Raw genomic sequence first — 13,036 nt, 5'->3', positions numbered from 1 at the left:
TGGGGCATGCAGTCGTGGCAAGCCCTCCGATGCCATATCGGCTCTTGAAGCTGGCTGAGGGTCATGGGTAATCAGGTACTTTTTTGGGGGATGTATGAGCAGGACAGACCGTTTGCAGCCTGCATCCTTTCGCGGGGTGGCATTCAAGGTTGAAGGCGATGACCTGCAGTTCGGTCGTCGCACCGTGGTCCATGAGTATCCCGGCCGTGACACTCCCAGCGTCGAGGACATGGGGCGCGAGACCCGGGAATACGCCATCACCGCCTACCTGATCGGCCCAGACTTTATCGCCGAGCGGGATCGGCTGATTGCGGCGCTCGAGCAGGTTGGCCCAGGTGAGCTGGTGAGCCCCTGGTACGGGCGGATGAACGTGGTGGTGATGGGCAAGCAGCGAATCAGCCACAGCAAGGCCGATGGCGGCATGTGTGTTGTCAGCTTCACATTTGTGGAGTCTGGCGAGGATGAGTGGCCAACCGCCACCCCGCTCGGTTCATCGCTGTTGGCGGGTCGCTCAACCAGCCTGCTCGACCGGGCGCAGAGCGCCTTCGCCAGCGCCTTTGGCCTTGACGGTCTGCCGGAGTGGATGTCGATGGCCACCGTCGAGCACGCATCAGCCCTGCTTGGCGATGTGGCCGACATGCTCGGCAGTGCTGACGGCAAGATGTCTGCCACCATGCGGCTGCTGCAGGGGGATCTGGGCGTGCTGATGCCGCCCCCCTCTACCGCCTGGATCTTCTCGCGGCGTCTCGCCGATGTGCTGGATGCCGGCAAGGGCTCCAGCAGCACCGCCCGCTCCCTGCTGTCGCTGTCAAACCGCACCGCCACCGCCTCGCAGACCCCGTCAGCCAGGCCGGTGGGGGTGTGGCCATCTGCGGCGCAGGACAAGCAGCAGGCCGATCGGCTGACCAACAGCGTCTCCGAGCTGGTGAGGGTCAACCTGATTGCCAGCAGCGCCCAGGCGGTGGCCTTGATGCCGCCGCCGAGCCAACCAACCACCACCCCGGCACGAGCCCCCGCGCTCGATAGCGTGGTGGTGACCCCGCCCGCCGAGGCGATAGATACCCCGACCCATGATGAGCTGGAGGAGACCCGCCAGACCATCATTGCGGCGATCGACAAGGAGAGCGAGCGCACCACCGACGATGGCGTCTATCAGGCGCTGCGGGATCTGCGCCGCGAACTGGTCAGCACCCTGCGCCAGCAGCAACAGCATGCCTCAAAACTGGTTACTCGCACCCCGAGCGACACGGTGCCAGCGTTGGTGTTGGCGGCGGAGTGGTACGACGATGCCGGCAGGGCGGATGAGCTGATCGCCAAGAACAACATCGCCAACCCTGGCTTTGTGCCCCCAGAACCACTGAGGACATTGGCATCATGAGCGACGAGTACCACCTGCGGATCAATGGCAATGCCTGGTATGGCTGGACGGCCATGCGGATCAGCGCAGGTATCGACCGGCTGGCTCGCGATTTCGAGGTGAAAGTCACCAGGCGGGCCAGCGAAAAGGGCGAGCTGCTTGATGCGGTATCCACTGGGATTAAGCAGGGCGACAGGGTGGAGGTGCTGATCGGCAGCGATCTGGTGCTCACCGGCTACGTCGATGCCAAGCCGGTGAGTTATGACGCCCGCAGCATAACCCGCTCCATTCGGGGGCGCTCCCGCACCGGCGACCTGATCGACAGCGCCGCCACGGTGCGCCAGTTCAGGGGGCAGACCCCGCAGCAAATTGCCGCTGCGCTCTGCCAGCCGTTCGGGGTATCGGTGTTCGGCGCGGCCGGACAATCCCCCATCTCCGATTTCTCGGTGGACTGGGGAGAGACGGTGGCCGAGGCCATCGACAGAATGATGCAACAGCAGCGCCTGCTGGCCTATGACGATGCCAACGGCGATCTGCACTTCGGGGCGGTAGGTGCGCTGCGGGCCACCACGCCGCTGGTCTATGGCAAAAACATCCTCAGCTGCAGCGCCCCGCAAGATCAGAGCGATTGCCACTCCGAATACCGGGTCGCAGGCCAGCGAGCGGGCACCGATGACGACTTCGGTGAATCCAGCTCGACCAAGGTCAGCCACAAGGTAGGCGGCAAGGTTGGCCGATATCGCCCGCTGCTGATCAAGCAGACCGGCCAGGCCAGCGTTGCCAGCTGCCGTGCCATGTGCGAGTTCGAGGCCCGACGCCGTGAGGCCAAGGCGCGAGAGGCGACCTATACGGTGCTCGGTTGGCGGCAGGAGTCCGGCGCACTGTGGCTGCCAAACATGGTGGTGCCGGTATTCGACCCCCATAACGACTTTGCCGGTGACGAACTGGTGATCGCCGAGGTGGAGTACAGCCGCACCGATAGCGGCACCATCGCGACCCTGCGCGTCGGCCCCGCCGATGCCTATCTGCCTGACGTGCCGGATCCAAAACCCGCCAGCAAGAGCAAGGATGAGGACATTTTCTGATGCGTGAACTGAAAAACGCCATCCGCAACCTGCTCTCCCGCGGCGTGATCAGGCTGGTCAACTCGGCGGCCAAGTGCCAGCTGGTGCAGATCGAGATGCTGGGCGGCGAGCTGAAAGACGATGTCGAGCATCTCGAGCCGTATGGGTACACCTCCTGCCCACATCCAGGAGCAGATCATGTCGCCGTCTTCCCGGATGGTGACAAGTCACACGGTGTGGTGCTGGTCGTGGCCGATCGGCGCTACCGACTGAAGGGCTTGAAAGCGGGAGAGGTGGCGCTCTACACCGATGAGGGGGATCACATTGTGCTGCGCAGGGGGCGCCGCATTGAGATAAAGACCCTGACCCTTGAGGTTGAGGCCAAGACCAAGGCCCGCTTCGATACCCCGCTGCTTGAGTGTACCGGCGAGATCAGCGACAAGACCGGCACCATGCAGAAGATGCGCGACCAATTCAACGACCACGAACACCCCGGCGGCACCCCGACCGGCAAGCCAAAAAACCGGATGGAGTAACCCCATGCTGATCTCTGTCAACGGCGTCCTCACCGACTCCGGCGACCTGCTGCACCCGCTGCACAGGGCGGTGTTTATCAGCCTCTTCACCTGGCGCCGCGCTGGCGCCTCCGACGATAGCGATCGCCCGTACGGATGGTGGGGAGACAGCTACCCGACCGTGGCCGGTGATCGGATCGGCAGTCGCCTCTACCTGCTTCGGCGCGAGAAGAATATGCCAAAGGTGCGTGAGCGGGCCCGCGACTACGCCCTCGAGGCACTGGCCTGGCTGAAAGATGACGAGCTGGTCACCCGCATCGATGCCGAGTGCCGCCGCCGCGAGATTGACGGCGCCGAACTGGTCGTGACACTCACCGTTGATGGGTCTGACCAGCAAATTACCATCCCCGACATTCTGGAGGCCGTCAATGTCTAGCTACTCCCTGCGCCCAACCCTGCGCGAGATTATCCAGCGGGTGCGAGCCGATGTGATGGCTGAGCTGGATGATCCGCTGCGCCGCTCGGATGCCGAGGTTTACGCCCGCGCCTATGCTGGCGCCGTGCACGGGGTGAACGGCCATATCGAATACCTCGAGCGCAACCTGCTGCCGGATCTCTGTGATGAGCAGTGGCTGCTGCGCCATGCAGGCATGAAAAAGTGCCCCCGCAAAGAGGCGCAACCTGCTTCCGGCTGGCTGCGGATCTCCGGTGTCAGCGATGGCATCACGGTCAAGGCCGGAGCAGTGGCAGTCTATCAGGGGAGTACCCCGATCCAGTATGTTGCCACCGAGGCGGCAACCTCATCCGGCGGCGTGCTGCGCCTGCCGATCACCTGCTCCGAAACCGGCTATCACACAAACCTTGATGATGGCGAGGGGCTGATCCTCTCCGAACCTGTTGCCGGTCTCTCATCTTCCGGTATAGCTGACAGCGTTCAGGGCGGTACCGACCTTGAGAGTGTCGATGACTGGAGGGCCAGGGTGATTGATCGCTGGTTCTTTACCCCGCAGGGTGGGGCTGATACCGATTACCAGGTTTGGGCCGAAGAGGTTCCCGGGGTGACCAGAGCCTGGTGCTATCGTCACTGGATGGGGCCTGGCACGGTCGGGGTATTTCTTGTTGATGACAACTCAGAGGCGATGGTTCCATCAGCTGCCATCATTGATGCTGCCAAAAAGCATATCGCACCGAAAGCGCCGGTGGCTGCAGCAGAGCTCTATCTGCTCGGAATTAACCTGAAAAGAGTTGCTCACCGCATCAAGGTCACCCCGGACACGCCGGCAGTGCGATCTGCCGTTACCGCCGCACTGCGCGAGTTCTACCGTCGCGAGGGTGGGCCTGAACAGACCATAGCGCCGTCACGCCTGTCGGAGGCCATCAGCGCCGCCAACGGCGAGTACAAGCACCAACTGCTCGCTCCTGCTGCCGAGTTAACCACCGCTAAGGGAGAGATAGTCGCGCTGGGGACCACAACATGGTATTGACCGCCGCAGATTACGCCGACCAGCTGCAGAAGCTTCTCCCATATGGCCCGGCATGGGATGGGGATCACCCCCTGCTCACCAGTGGTGCCGCAGAGCTGTCCCGCACCGCAGCGCGGGCCGATGCACTGGCGCAGGAAGAGAGCGATCCTCAGCAAACTACGGTGCTGCTTACCCGCTACGAGGGTATCTGCGGCCTGCCTGATGAGTGCGAGGTTCCAGGCTCAGCAACCATCAGGGAACGCCAGCAGCGCCTCGATGCCAAGATCAACTCGCTTGGCGGTATCAACGCTGAATATTACCTGCAGCTGCTAGTCTCACTAGGCTATCCGGATGCCACCATCTCCAACTACCACGGCTCAGTGTTTTGTGCCGGTAGCCTGGTTGGATCCCCTATCTATGGCCCTGAGTGGCGCTATGTTTGGCAGGTTAATTTGCCGCGCATGAACGTTGACTACATGCGGGCTGGATCGGTGGCTGGCAGTTCGCTCTGCGTCTGGGGGGATGCCGTCATGCAGTGCATCCTCGGCAAGAAGGCGCCCTCTCACACCATTCTGAATTTCGTCTATACCACCGACCACGACAACATGATCCGCCTAGCTGATGCGATGCGTGCAGCATGCTGTCTGGGATTTGGAGATACCTGATGGCAGTAACCGATAAAGACCCCACCGAAGCGATTATGCTCGTCGAGCAGACGGTAGGCACTTTTAACCAGATTGTTGTTGGGAAAGAGGGGCAGATGGTTCCAGTACCAGGCTACCCCGATCAGCCTACGCTGGCAGAGCGGGTCAAGCAGAACCTCAAGCCCAGCACAGATGCGGCCGCCGGTTTTGCCGCGCAAGCAGCAGCCAGCGCCAAAGCAGCGGATGACTCGGCCAAACTGGCATCGCAGATCTCCGGGCTGGAAACAGTATCTGATGCCATCGCGCTCGCCTCCCTGCCGCTTCCTGATGTGTGGGCGCCTCTTACAGATTCGTTGAGAATGTTCGTTGGTAATGGGCGTGAGGTAAAAATAGGTGATGACGTAGTTGCTAGATATGTGAGTTTTTCCAGAGCCACGGCAGCAACCTGCACCGACAAAAATTCAGACTTCAAAACCGCCGCCATTAATGAGCCTAGGTTCGAGAAAAACGGCCTGCTGCTGGAGGGTGGTGGAACAAACTTAGCACCATTTTCATTCGGGTATGACGTTGTTGCGGGGCAACTGCAAGCGGATAACTATTCCACGGCACGAAAAGATGGTGGGGTTAAAATCACTCCAGCACCCGGTCAGACAAATAAGGCAGTTCTTATCGGTGCGCAGGCCCTGTTTTCTGACCAGCCGTCCAGGCCGATCTCGCTGAGCGTTACTGTCAAGGCTGATGGGTACGATATGATCGTACTCGGGTTTAGAGGCACGTATACGGCAGCAGCTGATAATGGAATTGGGGTAAGCCTGCTTGATGGATCGATAAAACGCACAAACCACGGGCTGTCAGTCACTCAGTACGAGAAACTCCCTGATGGTTTTATAAAGATTACGGTTTCGACTCCGGCATATACAGCAGGGGAACCACTGTGGCGGCGTTTTGTGGTTGGGTGCGGGTCAATGGCAGAGCCTTACATGGCGTATTCAGCCTACGACGCTGACGGTGTTAAGGGCGTTATTATTAAAAACTTCCAGCTAACTGAGACCGCATTTCCACAGTCTATCATCCCGACATCAGGTGCTGCCGCAACACGCGCGGCGGATATAGCCACACTCCCTCAGTCGCTCAATTTGGGCGAGAGCCAGACTGGATTTAGTCTCTCCGTGGAGTTTGACACAGTAAACACTGGTGCTCACCGCATTCTGGAACTTAGCGACTTTTCCAGCATTATTGCTGATGGGGCATCCATCACAATTCGCCATGCCGGAAAAGAGGTATACGGCATCAATGCACCATTGGGCAAGCGCCATCATCTGGCGTATTCGGTAGCAGCTGACGGCACAATCACAGTGGCGCTTGACGGTAAGCTGCAATCTCCGCAGGCACGAAGTGGCGGTGCAGTGTCCAGTAAGTCCGCGATCATTCTTGGCAATCGCTGGAACGGTGCCAATGACATGGCGATGTACGGACATATTCGCGATCTGAAAATCTGGACAAAAAAACCACTAACTTCCGATCAACTTAAAGTAGCATCAGCATGACAGACTTTATCGACATCAACCTAAAGGCGTCCGATAAGGCCGCCATGGAAAAGGCCCTTCTTGCCGCTGGCTTTATCAAAGACAGCGAGACCGGCACCCTCCATCACCCAACAGCATCGCTGATGCTCCTACCGACCGGCATGGTCACCAGACCAACAGGCGAGGTGCAAGTCGTTGATGGGGTGGAGATCGTGGTGCGCGAGCCAGTCCATGGCTATCACGCCAACGTGCGCACCCAAGAACCAGACATTGCCACCGCGCTGGCGCCGGTTGCCGTCACCGTAGATACACCCCAGTATGTCTGGGCGTAGGAGGAATCATGATCGTTCGTCTCGAACCTATCACTGCGATTGTGGTCGCCGTGCTGCTTGGCTGGGCGTGGAATACCGCCACGGCCCCAGGCCCCGTCTGTCAGGTTGAGGAGGTTCACCATGGCAAAACCATTCTGGTGCCTTACCCCTGCGACAAAGTGTTGGCTACCAAGTAGCGTTACGCCTCAATCTAATAGTGCCCGCCATTGCGCGGGCTTTTTTATTTCCAGTTCTCTGGAGAGAGCGATATGCATCGAATTGATACGCCATCACGGCAAAAAGACAAGTTCGGATCCGGCAAGGATGGATTTACCAAAGGCGACCCGCAAACAGGCACTCCAGCAACAGAGATCAGCCCAGATATTCTTGATGCGATGCAGGAGGAAATCTGTAACGTTATCGAACTGAGTGGGTTGCCACTCAAAAAACAAGAGAACAACCAACTTTACAAGGCTATCGAGATTATTCTTGATACGGTGATTCCGATTGGGGTGGTTCTGCCTTGGGTTAGTGATACACCGCCAAATGATCGCTTTGTCATCGTAAAGAACCAGACATTTGACAAAGTGGCGCTTCCGAAACTGGCCGCCATTTTCCCGTCAGGACAAATCCCATTTGACCCGCGCGGGTTAGCGCTGCGTTGGTGGGACAACGGGCGCGGTCGCGACCCCGGGCGCTCTATTCTATCTGAACAGGGTGATGCGATCCGAAATATAACCGGTTTTGTTGCTAACGTATTTACAGCAGACCCAAGCGTTATGAGTGGCGCCATGACATACATCGGTACTGGTTTTAGTTCTCTGGCTACAGGCGCAATCCAGCAGCAGTTCAGAAACTTGTCATTTGATGCCTCTCGCGTTGTTCCTACTGCTGCAGAAACCCGCATGGCCAGCATCGCGATGACTCCAATCATGAGGATCAAATAATGCAATATATCAAACTCAATGAATCAGGGTTTGCCGATAAATCCGGCTATCTACGCTGTTATATCTGCCACCCTGACACCCGAGAATATCTTGGTGAGTCTGATGAATTCATTTCACAACATACAGGCATTCCAGCATGGGCATTCATGGACTGCCCGCAAGGTGCGCTTGCCAGCGGCATGGTATGGGTGCGCAGCACCAACGGATGGGAGCAGGTGCTCGATCTGCGCGGCCAGCTGGCTTACGACACCGTGACCCGCGCAGCCAGCGAGATAGTCGAGCTGGGCCCACTGCCAGCAGATCAGACCATGCTGATTCCTGGCTCACCCTTTGATCGTTGGAACGGTAAAGCATGGGTAAAAGATGAAGCCGCTGAACAACAGAACAAACTGGAAGCTGCACAGGCAGAGCAGGCCAAACTCATCGCCAATGCCACCCAGCAGATCGCCATCATCAAACCGGCTGTAGATGGCGGATATGCCAAGCCGGAGCACACCAATCTGCTATCAGACTGGCAACGCTACCGCTACGAACTGACGTTGGTTACAGAGCACGATGGCTGGCCTAACCTTCCTCAGTGGCCTGTTCAGCCTGCGCCTGTTATCTGACACCAATCCCTGCGTCATTGGCGCAGGGCTACCATCCCCTTCTCATAGGTATCCGCCAGCCACCTCAGGTGTGGCAGCGGTATCCCCATCAAGAACACCACCATCTTCGAACTATCTGGATGCGAGCAGCCCCATGTTGCCGGTGGCAGCATGGCTTGCACATCGATACCGATAGCGCGACAGATCAGCGCGGCATCTGCCAGCGTCATGAACTCACCCCTTTCCTGCGATAACCAGCGGCTTAAGGTTGATACCGGGATCCCGGTCATCTCCTCCAGCTGCGACTCGCTAATACCCTTCTCAGCCAGAATGGCGGCCAAGTAGCGCTTGGCGGCAGCCACATAATCAAGCTCGTCTGCAGTCAAATATGCCTTACGTCTGTTCTTCATTGGGCAACTCCCGGAGTTACAACGTTGCCCGTGCTCGTTGTTGTTCCACTGTCAGATCTGACAGTTGTTTCATATATGAAAAACTGTAGCTGCATCCGTATATCTTTGCAGGCTCCCTACGGGTAGATTTCTCTGGTCAGACCATAACTGGCGGATTAATCAATAACTAGCCAAGAGATAGACAAGATGGACTTTGATGTGTACTTCCAAGTTGGTGGGAAATTGTGTGGACCATTCAACTCATCAGCTGCAACAAGATCAGAAATGATTGCCCAGGCAGCAAGCCTAAGCCATGAGTGGCACCTTCCTAGTGATGCAGTGGTTTTCGTTTATCCAAAAGAGAACAACAGCGCAGCCAGCGCATTCATGAAGTTGAGCGGGTTTCTGTTTGGTTCTGTAGCAGCCGTTGCATCAATGGCCATGGTAGTATCAATTGAGTCGGATACTGTATTCGATGGCGCCTGCTTTCTTTGCAGCATACTGTCGTCATACTGATGCTGTTATTGATGTTTTTGATACAAGTGAGCTGTTACGTTTAATGCAGATGGCCCCTGAAAACATGCCTGAAATTTGGGGCCATCCTGGGGCCAAAAAACGACGAAGCATCACGATTGGGGCCAAAATGGGGCCAAATAAAGAGCCAAAAAAAGCCGCTAAAAGCCAATTGTAATTATCTTTAAGTGTAGGTTTTAAAAGGCTTTATTTAGCTCATGGCGGCTCTGCATGGCTTTTCTGGAATTCCAATGGTTTATTGTGTAAATAAATTGAGCCATTGGCTAATTCTCTTCCTTTTCAGCAGGTTAATGTCTTGGCACTAACAGACTGATGTCGTGGTGGGGCCAGGTCGACACAGGTCAACCGGGTTCCAAAAAACCCGTCGATTGTAAACCAACGGACAGGGGTGGGCAAAGGTGGCGCCCGGTTGGCGCCCCCCTTTGCCGACGGGGTCACGTCTTGCTGCATCAGCCGTGCAATTTGGGCATGATGTGGGCTGCTGTTTTGTCCCGGAGCCCTCATGATCCCATCCCCTCAAGTTCCCTCACTGGCCGCCTTTCTGTGCATAATGGGGTTGGATACCGCCTTGAGCGAAGCCATCAGCCTGCGCTTGCCACGGCAGACGCTGCGCACCGGGCAGACACTGTTGGCGCAAGGGGCCGAACAGGATGCTGCCTTCTATATCGAAGCGGGCATCGCCCGTGCCTGCCACTACACCCGGGACGGGCAGGAGCGCTGCAAGGAGTTCTACTTCGAGGGGGAGCTCTGCCTGCTCTATGACAGCTGGCTCACGGGGTCGCCCGCCCGCTACCAGCTGGAGGCGCTGACGGAACTGCAGGTGGTGAGGGTGCCGCTCGCCTTGCTGGATGAGCCCGCCTGGCAGCCGGTCTGCATGCGCCAGCAGCTGGGTTACAAGGAGCGCAAGGAGGCGTTCTTGCTGCTGCACTCTCCCGAAGAGCGTTATCGGGAGCTTTGCCACACCTTCCCCCACTGGCCAGCGCGGCTCACTCAGGTACAGCTCGCCAACTACATCGGTATCAGCCCGGTCACCCTGTCGCGGATCCGCCGCCGCATTAACACAGGTTAATGCCACCTGCTGGTTGCCACTTCATGCTGCGCCATCCAAATGACGGACGAGGTGTGGATGATGTCGCTGTTTCTGTGGTCGCAACTGGTGGTGAGCCTGGCCTTGTTGCTCGATCTGTTGTCGTTTCAGTTGCGGGATCGCCGCAGGATCCTGGCCTGTCTGGCCCTATCCTGCGCGCTCAATGCCGGTCACTTTGCCCTGCTCGGGCAGTGGTCGGCCGCCAGCCTGTTGCTGCTGGCCAGCGTGCGCTTTCTGGTCAGTATCTGGCTGGTTAACCGCATCTTGATGTGGTTTTTCATGGGGTTGGCCTGTGCGGCGGCGCTGGCGACCTATCAGGGCCTGCTCTCATGGATTGGGCTGCTGGCGAGCCTGTTGCAAACCCGGGCTGCGTTTTGCCCCGACGATCGCCAGCTGCGGCGCTGGATGCTGCTCGGCACCCTCTGCTGGCTGGGCAACAACCTGCTGGTGGGCTCACCGGTCGCCGCGCTGATGGAGGGGCTGTTTCTGGTCAGCAATCTGGTGGGGTATTACCGTCACTACGGGCGCAAGGTGGCTGTCTACTGATGATTGTGGCTGACTGACTTGAGAGGCAGATGGAGGGGGGCGGTCTGGTTGGGGCTGGAGGGTGACAAGACTGAGAGGCCGCCATTGCGGCGGCCTCTCTGACACTATCAAGCCTTGTTAAAGCTGTTGATCAGGGCTTTGGTGTAGTCGATGACGAATTGCTGGCAGTGGATCGCGGTTTGCGGATCAAACTCCTCGCCATGGAGATCGGTGTTGGAGAGTACTCGCACCCCGACAAAGGGCACCTTGTAGGCCTCGGCTACCAGGGCGGCGGAGGAGGTTTCCATCTCTTCGGCCGCCGTGTTGTAAGTCTGGTGCAGCCAGTTGATGCGGGCGACCTGACGGTTCCACTCATCGGCAGTGCCGATGATGCCTGCCACCACGCGACCGTGCTGATAACGGTCGGCCATGCCAAGGGCGCGACCAACCAGCTCGGGGTCACCGGCAAACGAGGTGTGTTCCACCAGCTTGCCGTTTTCCCGCAGTCGCATGGTCACCTCGAAGTTGTGCCATTTGCGCGGATCAATGCCCTGATCTGCCGGAGTAAAGTCACTGCGATAAGCGCCCATGTTGAAGCTCCTGGTCGCGATCACGATATCGCCGCGATGAAGCGCCGGATCATGGCCGCCCGAGGTGCCCTGGTTGATGATGAGGCGCGGCTTGAAGCGCTCGATGGCCAGGGTAGTGGCGGCTGCAGCATTGGCCAGACCCACCTCGGTACGGGAGATAACCACCGGATAGCCAGCCAGCGTGCCCTGCCAGAATGTCCATGCGCCGATAGTCAGCGCCTGTTTCTCTTGCAGGGCGGCGACCATGGTATCGACCTCAACGTCCATCGCTCCCTGGATCAGGATGGGGGCGGATGCGGGGTTGGAAGCGTGGGTGAAGGGGGCGCAAAACAGTGCGATCAGACACATCAACCGTTTAAAGAAATTCATGTTTTACCTGTCGGGGCTGCGGGAAAGCGCCGGATTCTACTTGTGAGCAAACGATTGCGCAAATTATTAATTGTTTTGTAAATAGATCGGTTTGTCTGGAGCCCGCTCTGGTGATAGGGATCAGGGTTGTTTGTGTCCTGCGAAGTAGAGCACCCGTTTCACGTACTCCTGCGTCTCGTCATAGGGGGGGATCCCGCCATAGCGTTCCACCGCATTTTCCCCTGCGTTGTAGGCTGCCGAGATCAGCACCCAGTCGCCATCGAACCGGCGATCCAGCCACTTGAGATAGGTGACGCCGCCTTTGATGTTCTGGGCCGGATCGAATGGACGGGTCACCCCGAACCGCAGTTGGGTTTCGGGGATCAACTGCATTAGCCCCTGGGCATTCTTGGGTGAAACGGCGTGGCTGTTGAGGTTGGATTCGGCGATGGCAATCGCTAGCACCAGCCGGGCATCCACCTTATGGTGCTTGGCGGCGTGGCGCAGCATGGTGACCAGTTTTTGCTTGGCGGGTGGCTGGCGCGCAACCCAGGAGTCGACATTGAAGGGGGTGGAGGGGAGCTGGGCCAGATAGCCCCCCTGACCACCACGGATCCCGATGCCGCACTGGTCCCCCATAGGGGCATTGCCGATGCGGGCGTTGTAGTAACGGGCGGCCTGCTGGTTGCCAAGGCGCATCGCCATGGCGAGATAGCTGTTGGCCAGCTTGGCGCTGCGCACCGAGGCGGGACCGGTGGCGAGCAGGCGGCCGATCCGGAAGTATCCTTCGGGGTTGCCGGTGCTGGCCGCGACACAGTAGAGGGCGATCGCCTTGTGCAGATTGCCGTTTTGCTGGGCCGCCTGGCCCTGCTTGATCGCCGTCAGCGCCCTGGGGGCTTGCCTGAAATCCCTGCCCTGTGCCATCGCCCACGGCATTCCTGCCAGTAACAACGACAAAAAAAGCAGCAAAAACAGTCCGTTTTCGCTGATGTGCCTCATGGGTTATCTCCTGTTTGAGTACAGAAGATATAGAGGAACATGGCTGCTATCGCCACGAATCCAGTGGATCCTGTTGTTATAGCCCGGAGATTTCAGAGATCAAAACGGTATGGAACCAATGGCGATCGAGCCGTTTATCTAGGCTTTTCG

The 13,036-nt window shown here is 58.3% G+C and carries 17 protein-coding genes; 14 read left to right on the top strand and 3 right to left on the bottom strand.

Going from position 1 to position 13,036, the window contains the following annotated elements:
- The first annotated feature begins 94 nt into the window (after positions 1–94).
- From OKC40_RS06250 to OKC40_RS06200, 11 genes are all read left to right on the top strand, one after another.
- The gene (locus tag OKC40_RS06250) at positions 95–1,378 is read left to right on the top strand and encodes a DNA circularization protein (RefSeq protein WP_270794502.1); all 1,284 of its coding nucleotides are present in this window, start codon (positions 95–97) and stop codon (positions 1,376–1,378) included.
- Positions 1,375–2,442: a phage baseplate assembly protein gene (locus OKC40_RS06245; protein ID WP_270794501.1), complete on the top strand. Its 1,068-nt coding sequence runs from the start codon at positions 1,375–1,377 to the stop codon at positions 2,440–2,442. Before OKC40_RS06250 ends, OKC40_RS06245 begins: the two co-directional genes overlap by 4 nt.
- Positions 2,442–2,957 carry a phage baseplate assembly protein V gene (locus tag OKC40_RS06240; RefSeq protein ID WP_270794500.1) on the top strand — a complete coding sequence of 172 codons (516 nt, stop codon included), beginning with the start codon at positions 2,442–2,444 and terminating at the stop codon, positions 2,955–2,957. The genes OKC40_RS06245 and OKC40_RS06240 overlap by 1 nt, the downstream gene beginning before the upstream one ends.
- Positions 2,958–2,961: 4 nt before the next feature.
- The gene (locus OKC40_RS06235; RefSeq protein WP_270794499.1) at positions 2,962–3,372 is read left to right on the top strand and encodes a phage GP46 family protein; all 411 of its coding nucleotides are present in this window, start codon (positions 2,962–2,964) and stop codon (positions 3,370–3,372) included.
- Positions 3,365–4,420: a baseplate J/gp47 family protein gene (locus tag OKC40_RS06230; RefSeq protein ID WP_270794497.1), complete on the top strand. Its 1,056-nt coding sequence runs from the start codon at positions 3,365–3,367 to the stop codon at positions 4,418–4,420. Before OKC40_RS06235 ends, OKC40_RS06230 begins: the two co-directional genes overlap by 8 nt.
- Positions 4,411–5,064: a YmfQ family protein gene (locus OKC40_RS06225; RefSeq protein WP_270794496.1), complete on the top strand. Its 654-nt coding sequence runs from the start codon at positions 4,411–4,413 to the stop codon at positions 5,062–5,064. The genes OKC40_RS06230 and OKC40_RS06225 overlap by 10 nt, the downstream gene beginning before the upstream one ends.
- The gene (locus OKC40_RS06220) at positions 5,064–6,590 is read left to right on the top strand and encodes a phage head spike fiber domain-containing protein (RefSeq protein WP_270794495.1); all 1,527 of its coding nucleotides are present in this window, start codon (positions 5,064–5,066) and stop codon (positions 6,588–6,590) included. The genes OKC40_RS06225 and OKC40_RS06220 overlap by 1 nt, the downstream gene beginning before the upstream one ends.
- Complete coding sequence (locus tag OKC40_RS06215) at positions 6,587–6,901, top strand: hypothetical protein (RefSeq protein ID WP_270794494.1); 315 nt, start codon at positions 6,587–6,589, stop codon at positions 6,899–6,901. Before OKC40_RS06220 ends, OKC40_RS06215 begins: the two co-directional genes overlap by 4 nt.
- 8 nt (positions 6,902–6,909) lie before the next feature.
- Positions 6,910–7,077: a hypothetical protein gene (locus tag OKC40_RS06210; protein ID WP_270794493.1), complete on the top strand. Its 168-nt coding sequence runs from the start codon at positions 6,910–6,912 to the stop codon at positions 7,075–7,077.
- A 72-nt stretch (positions 7,078–7,149) separates the two neighbouring features.
- On the top strand, positions 7,150–7,827 hold the full coding sequence (locus tag OKC40_RS06205) for a hypothetical protein (RefSeq protein WP_270794492.1): 678 nt from the start codon (positions 7,150–7,152) through the stop codon (positions 7,825–7,827).
- Entirely contained in the window at positions 7,827–8,435 is a 609-nt protein-coding gene (locus tag OKC40_RS06200; RefSeq protein WP_270794491.1) for a tail fiber assembly protein, read from the top strand. The genes OKC40_RS06205 and OKC40_RS06200 overlap by 1 nt, the downstream gene beginning before the upstream one ends.
- A 14-nt stretch (positions 8,436–8,449) precedes the next feature.
- On the opposite strand, the gene OKC40_RS06195 is transcribed toward OKC40_RS06200, so the two are convergent.
- Positions 8,450–8,824 (bottom strand): helix-turn-helix domain-containing protein, encoded by a 375-nt coding sequence (locus OKC40_RS06195; RefSeq protein ID WP_270794490.1) that lies wholly within the window; start codon positions 8,822–8,824, stop codon positions 8,450–8,452.
- 186 nt (positions 8,825–9,010) lie between these two features.
- On the opposite strand from OKC40_RS06195, the gene OKC40_RS06190 reads away from it, so the two are divergent.
- The 3 genes from OKC40_RS06190 to OKC40_RS06180 all read left to right on the top strand — a co-directional run bounded on the left by OKC40_RS06190 (position 9,011) and on the right by OKC40_RS06180 (position 10,970).
- Positions 9,011–9,319 (top strand): hypothetical protein, encoded by a 309-nt coding sequence (locus OKC40_RS06190; protein ID WP_270794489.1) that lies wholly within the window; start codon positions 9,011–9,013, stop codon positions 9,317–9,319.
- A 520-nt stretch (positions 9,320–9,839) separates the two neighbouring features.
- Positions 9,840–10,406: a Crp/Fnr family transcriptional regulator gene (locus OKC40_RS06185; protein ID WP_270794487.1), complete on the top strand. Its 567-nt coding sequence runs from the start codon at positions 9,840–9,842 to the stop codon at positions 10,404–10,406.
- Positions 10,407–10,463: 57 nt separating this feature from the next.
- Positions 10,464–10,970 (top strand): YgjV family protein, encoded by a 507-nt coding sequence (locus OKC40_RS06180; protein WP_182938928.1) that lies wholly within the window; start codon positions 10,464–10,466, stop codon positions 10,968–10,970.
- A 107-nt stretch (positions 10,971–11,077) separates the two neighbouring features.
- On the opposite strand, the gene mtnN is transcribed toward OKC40_RS06180, so the two are convergent.
- Both mtnN and OKC40_RS06170 read right to left on the bottom strand, forming a co-directional pair.
- Positions 11,078–11,908 (bottom strand): 5'-methylthioadenosine/S-adenosylhomocysteine nucleosidase, encoded by an 831-nt coding sequence (gene mtnN, locus OKC40_RS06175; RefSeq protein ID WP_270794486.1) that lies wholly within the window; start codon positions 11,906–11,908, stop codon positions 11,078–11,080.
- Positions 11,909–12,028: 120 nt separating this feature from the next.
- The gene (locus tag OKC40_RS06170; RefSeq protein ID WP_270794484.1) at positions 12,029–12,886 is read right to left on the bottom strand and encodes a lytic transglycosylase domain-containing protein; all 858 of its coding nucleotides are present in this window, start codon (positions 12,884–12,886) and stop codon (positions 12,029–12,031) included.
- Between the last annotated feature and the right edge of the window lie 150 nt (positions 12,887–13,036).

This window comes from Aeromonas sp. QDB11 (genome assembly GCF_027705265.1).
In the GTDB taxonomy this organism is placed as follows: Bacteria; Pseudomonadota; Gammaproteobacteria; order Enterobacterales; family Aeromonadaceae; genus Aeromonas; species Aeromonas allosaccharophila.
The sequence above is the reverse complement of the archived record's forward strand: the minus strand, read 5'-3'. Positions and strand labels throughout refer to the sequence as shown.

Coding starts and splice junctions, on each gene's coding strand:
- OKC40_RS06250 (WP_270794502.1), top strand. CDS start 95: ATGAGCAGGACAGACCGTTTGCAGCCTGCATCCTTTCGCGGGGTGGCA.
- OKC40_RS06245 (WP_270794501.1), top strand. CDS start 1,375: ATGAGCGACGAGTACCACCTGCGGATCAATGGCAATGCCTGGTATGGC.
- OKC40_RS06240 (WP_270794500.1), top strand. CDS start 2,442: ATGCGTGAACTGAAAAACGCCATCCGCAACCTGCTCTCCCGCGGCGTG.
- OKC40_RS06235 (WP_270794499.1), top strand. CDS start 2,962: ATGCTGATCTCTGTCAACGGCGTCCTCACCGACTCCGGCGACCTGCTG.
- OKC40_RS06230 (WP_270794497.1), top strand. CDS start 3,365: ATGTCTAGCTACTCCCTGCGCCCAACCCTGCGCGAGATTATCCAGCGG.
- OKC40_RS06225 (WP_270794496.1), top strand. CDS start 4,411: ATGGTATTGACCGCCGCAGATTACGCCGACCAGCTGCAGAAGCTTCTC.
- OKC40_RS06220 (WP_270794495.1), top strand. CDS start 5,064: ATGGCAGTAACCGATAAAGACCCCACCGAAGCGATTATGCTCGTCGAG.
- OKC40_RS06215 (WP_270794494.1), top strand. CDS start 6,587: ATGACAGACTTTATCGACATCAACCTAAAGGCGTCCGATAAGGCCGCC.
- OKC40_RS06210 (WP_270794493.1), top strand. CDS start 6,910: ATGATCGTTCGTCTCGAACCTATCACTGCGATTGTGGTCGCCGTGCTG.
- OKC40_RS06205 (WP_270794492.1), top strand. CDS start 7,150: ATGCATCGAATTGATACGCCATCACGGCAAAAAGACAAGTTCGGATCC.
- OKC40_RS06200 (WP_270794491.1), top strand. CDS start 7,827: ATGCAATATATCAAACTCAATGAATCAGGGTTTGCCGATAAATCCGGC.
- OKC40_RS06195 (WP_270794490.1), bottom strand. CDS start 8,824: ATGAAGAACAGACGTAAGGCATATTTGACTGCAGACGAGCTTGATTAT.
- OKC40_RS06190 (WP_270794489.1), top strand. CDS start 9,011: ATGGACTTTGATGTGTACTTCCAAGTTGGTGGGAAATTGTGTGGACCA.
- OKC40_RS06185 (WP_270794487.1), top strand. CDS start 9,840: ATGATCCCATCCCCTCAAGTTCCCTCACTGGCCGCCTTTCTGTGCATA.
- OKC40_RS06180 (WP_182938928.1), top strand. CDS start 10,464: ATGATGTCGCTGTTTCTGTGGTCGCAACTGGTGGTGAGCCTGGCCTTG.
- mtnN (WP_270794486.1), bottom strand. CDS start 11,908: ATGAATTTCTTTAAACGGTTGATGTGTCTGATCGCACTGTTTTGCGCC.
- OKC40_RS06170 (WP_270794484.1), bottom strand. CDS start 12,886: ATGAGGCACATCAGCGAAAACGGACTGTTTTTGCTGCTTTTTTTGTCG.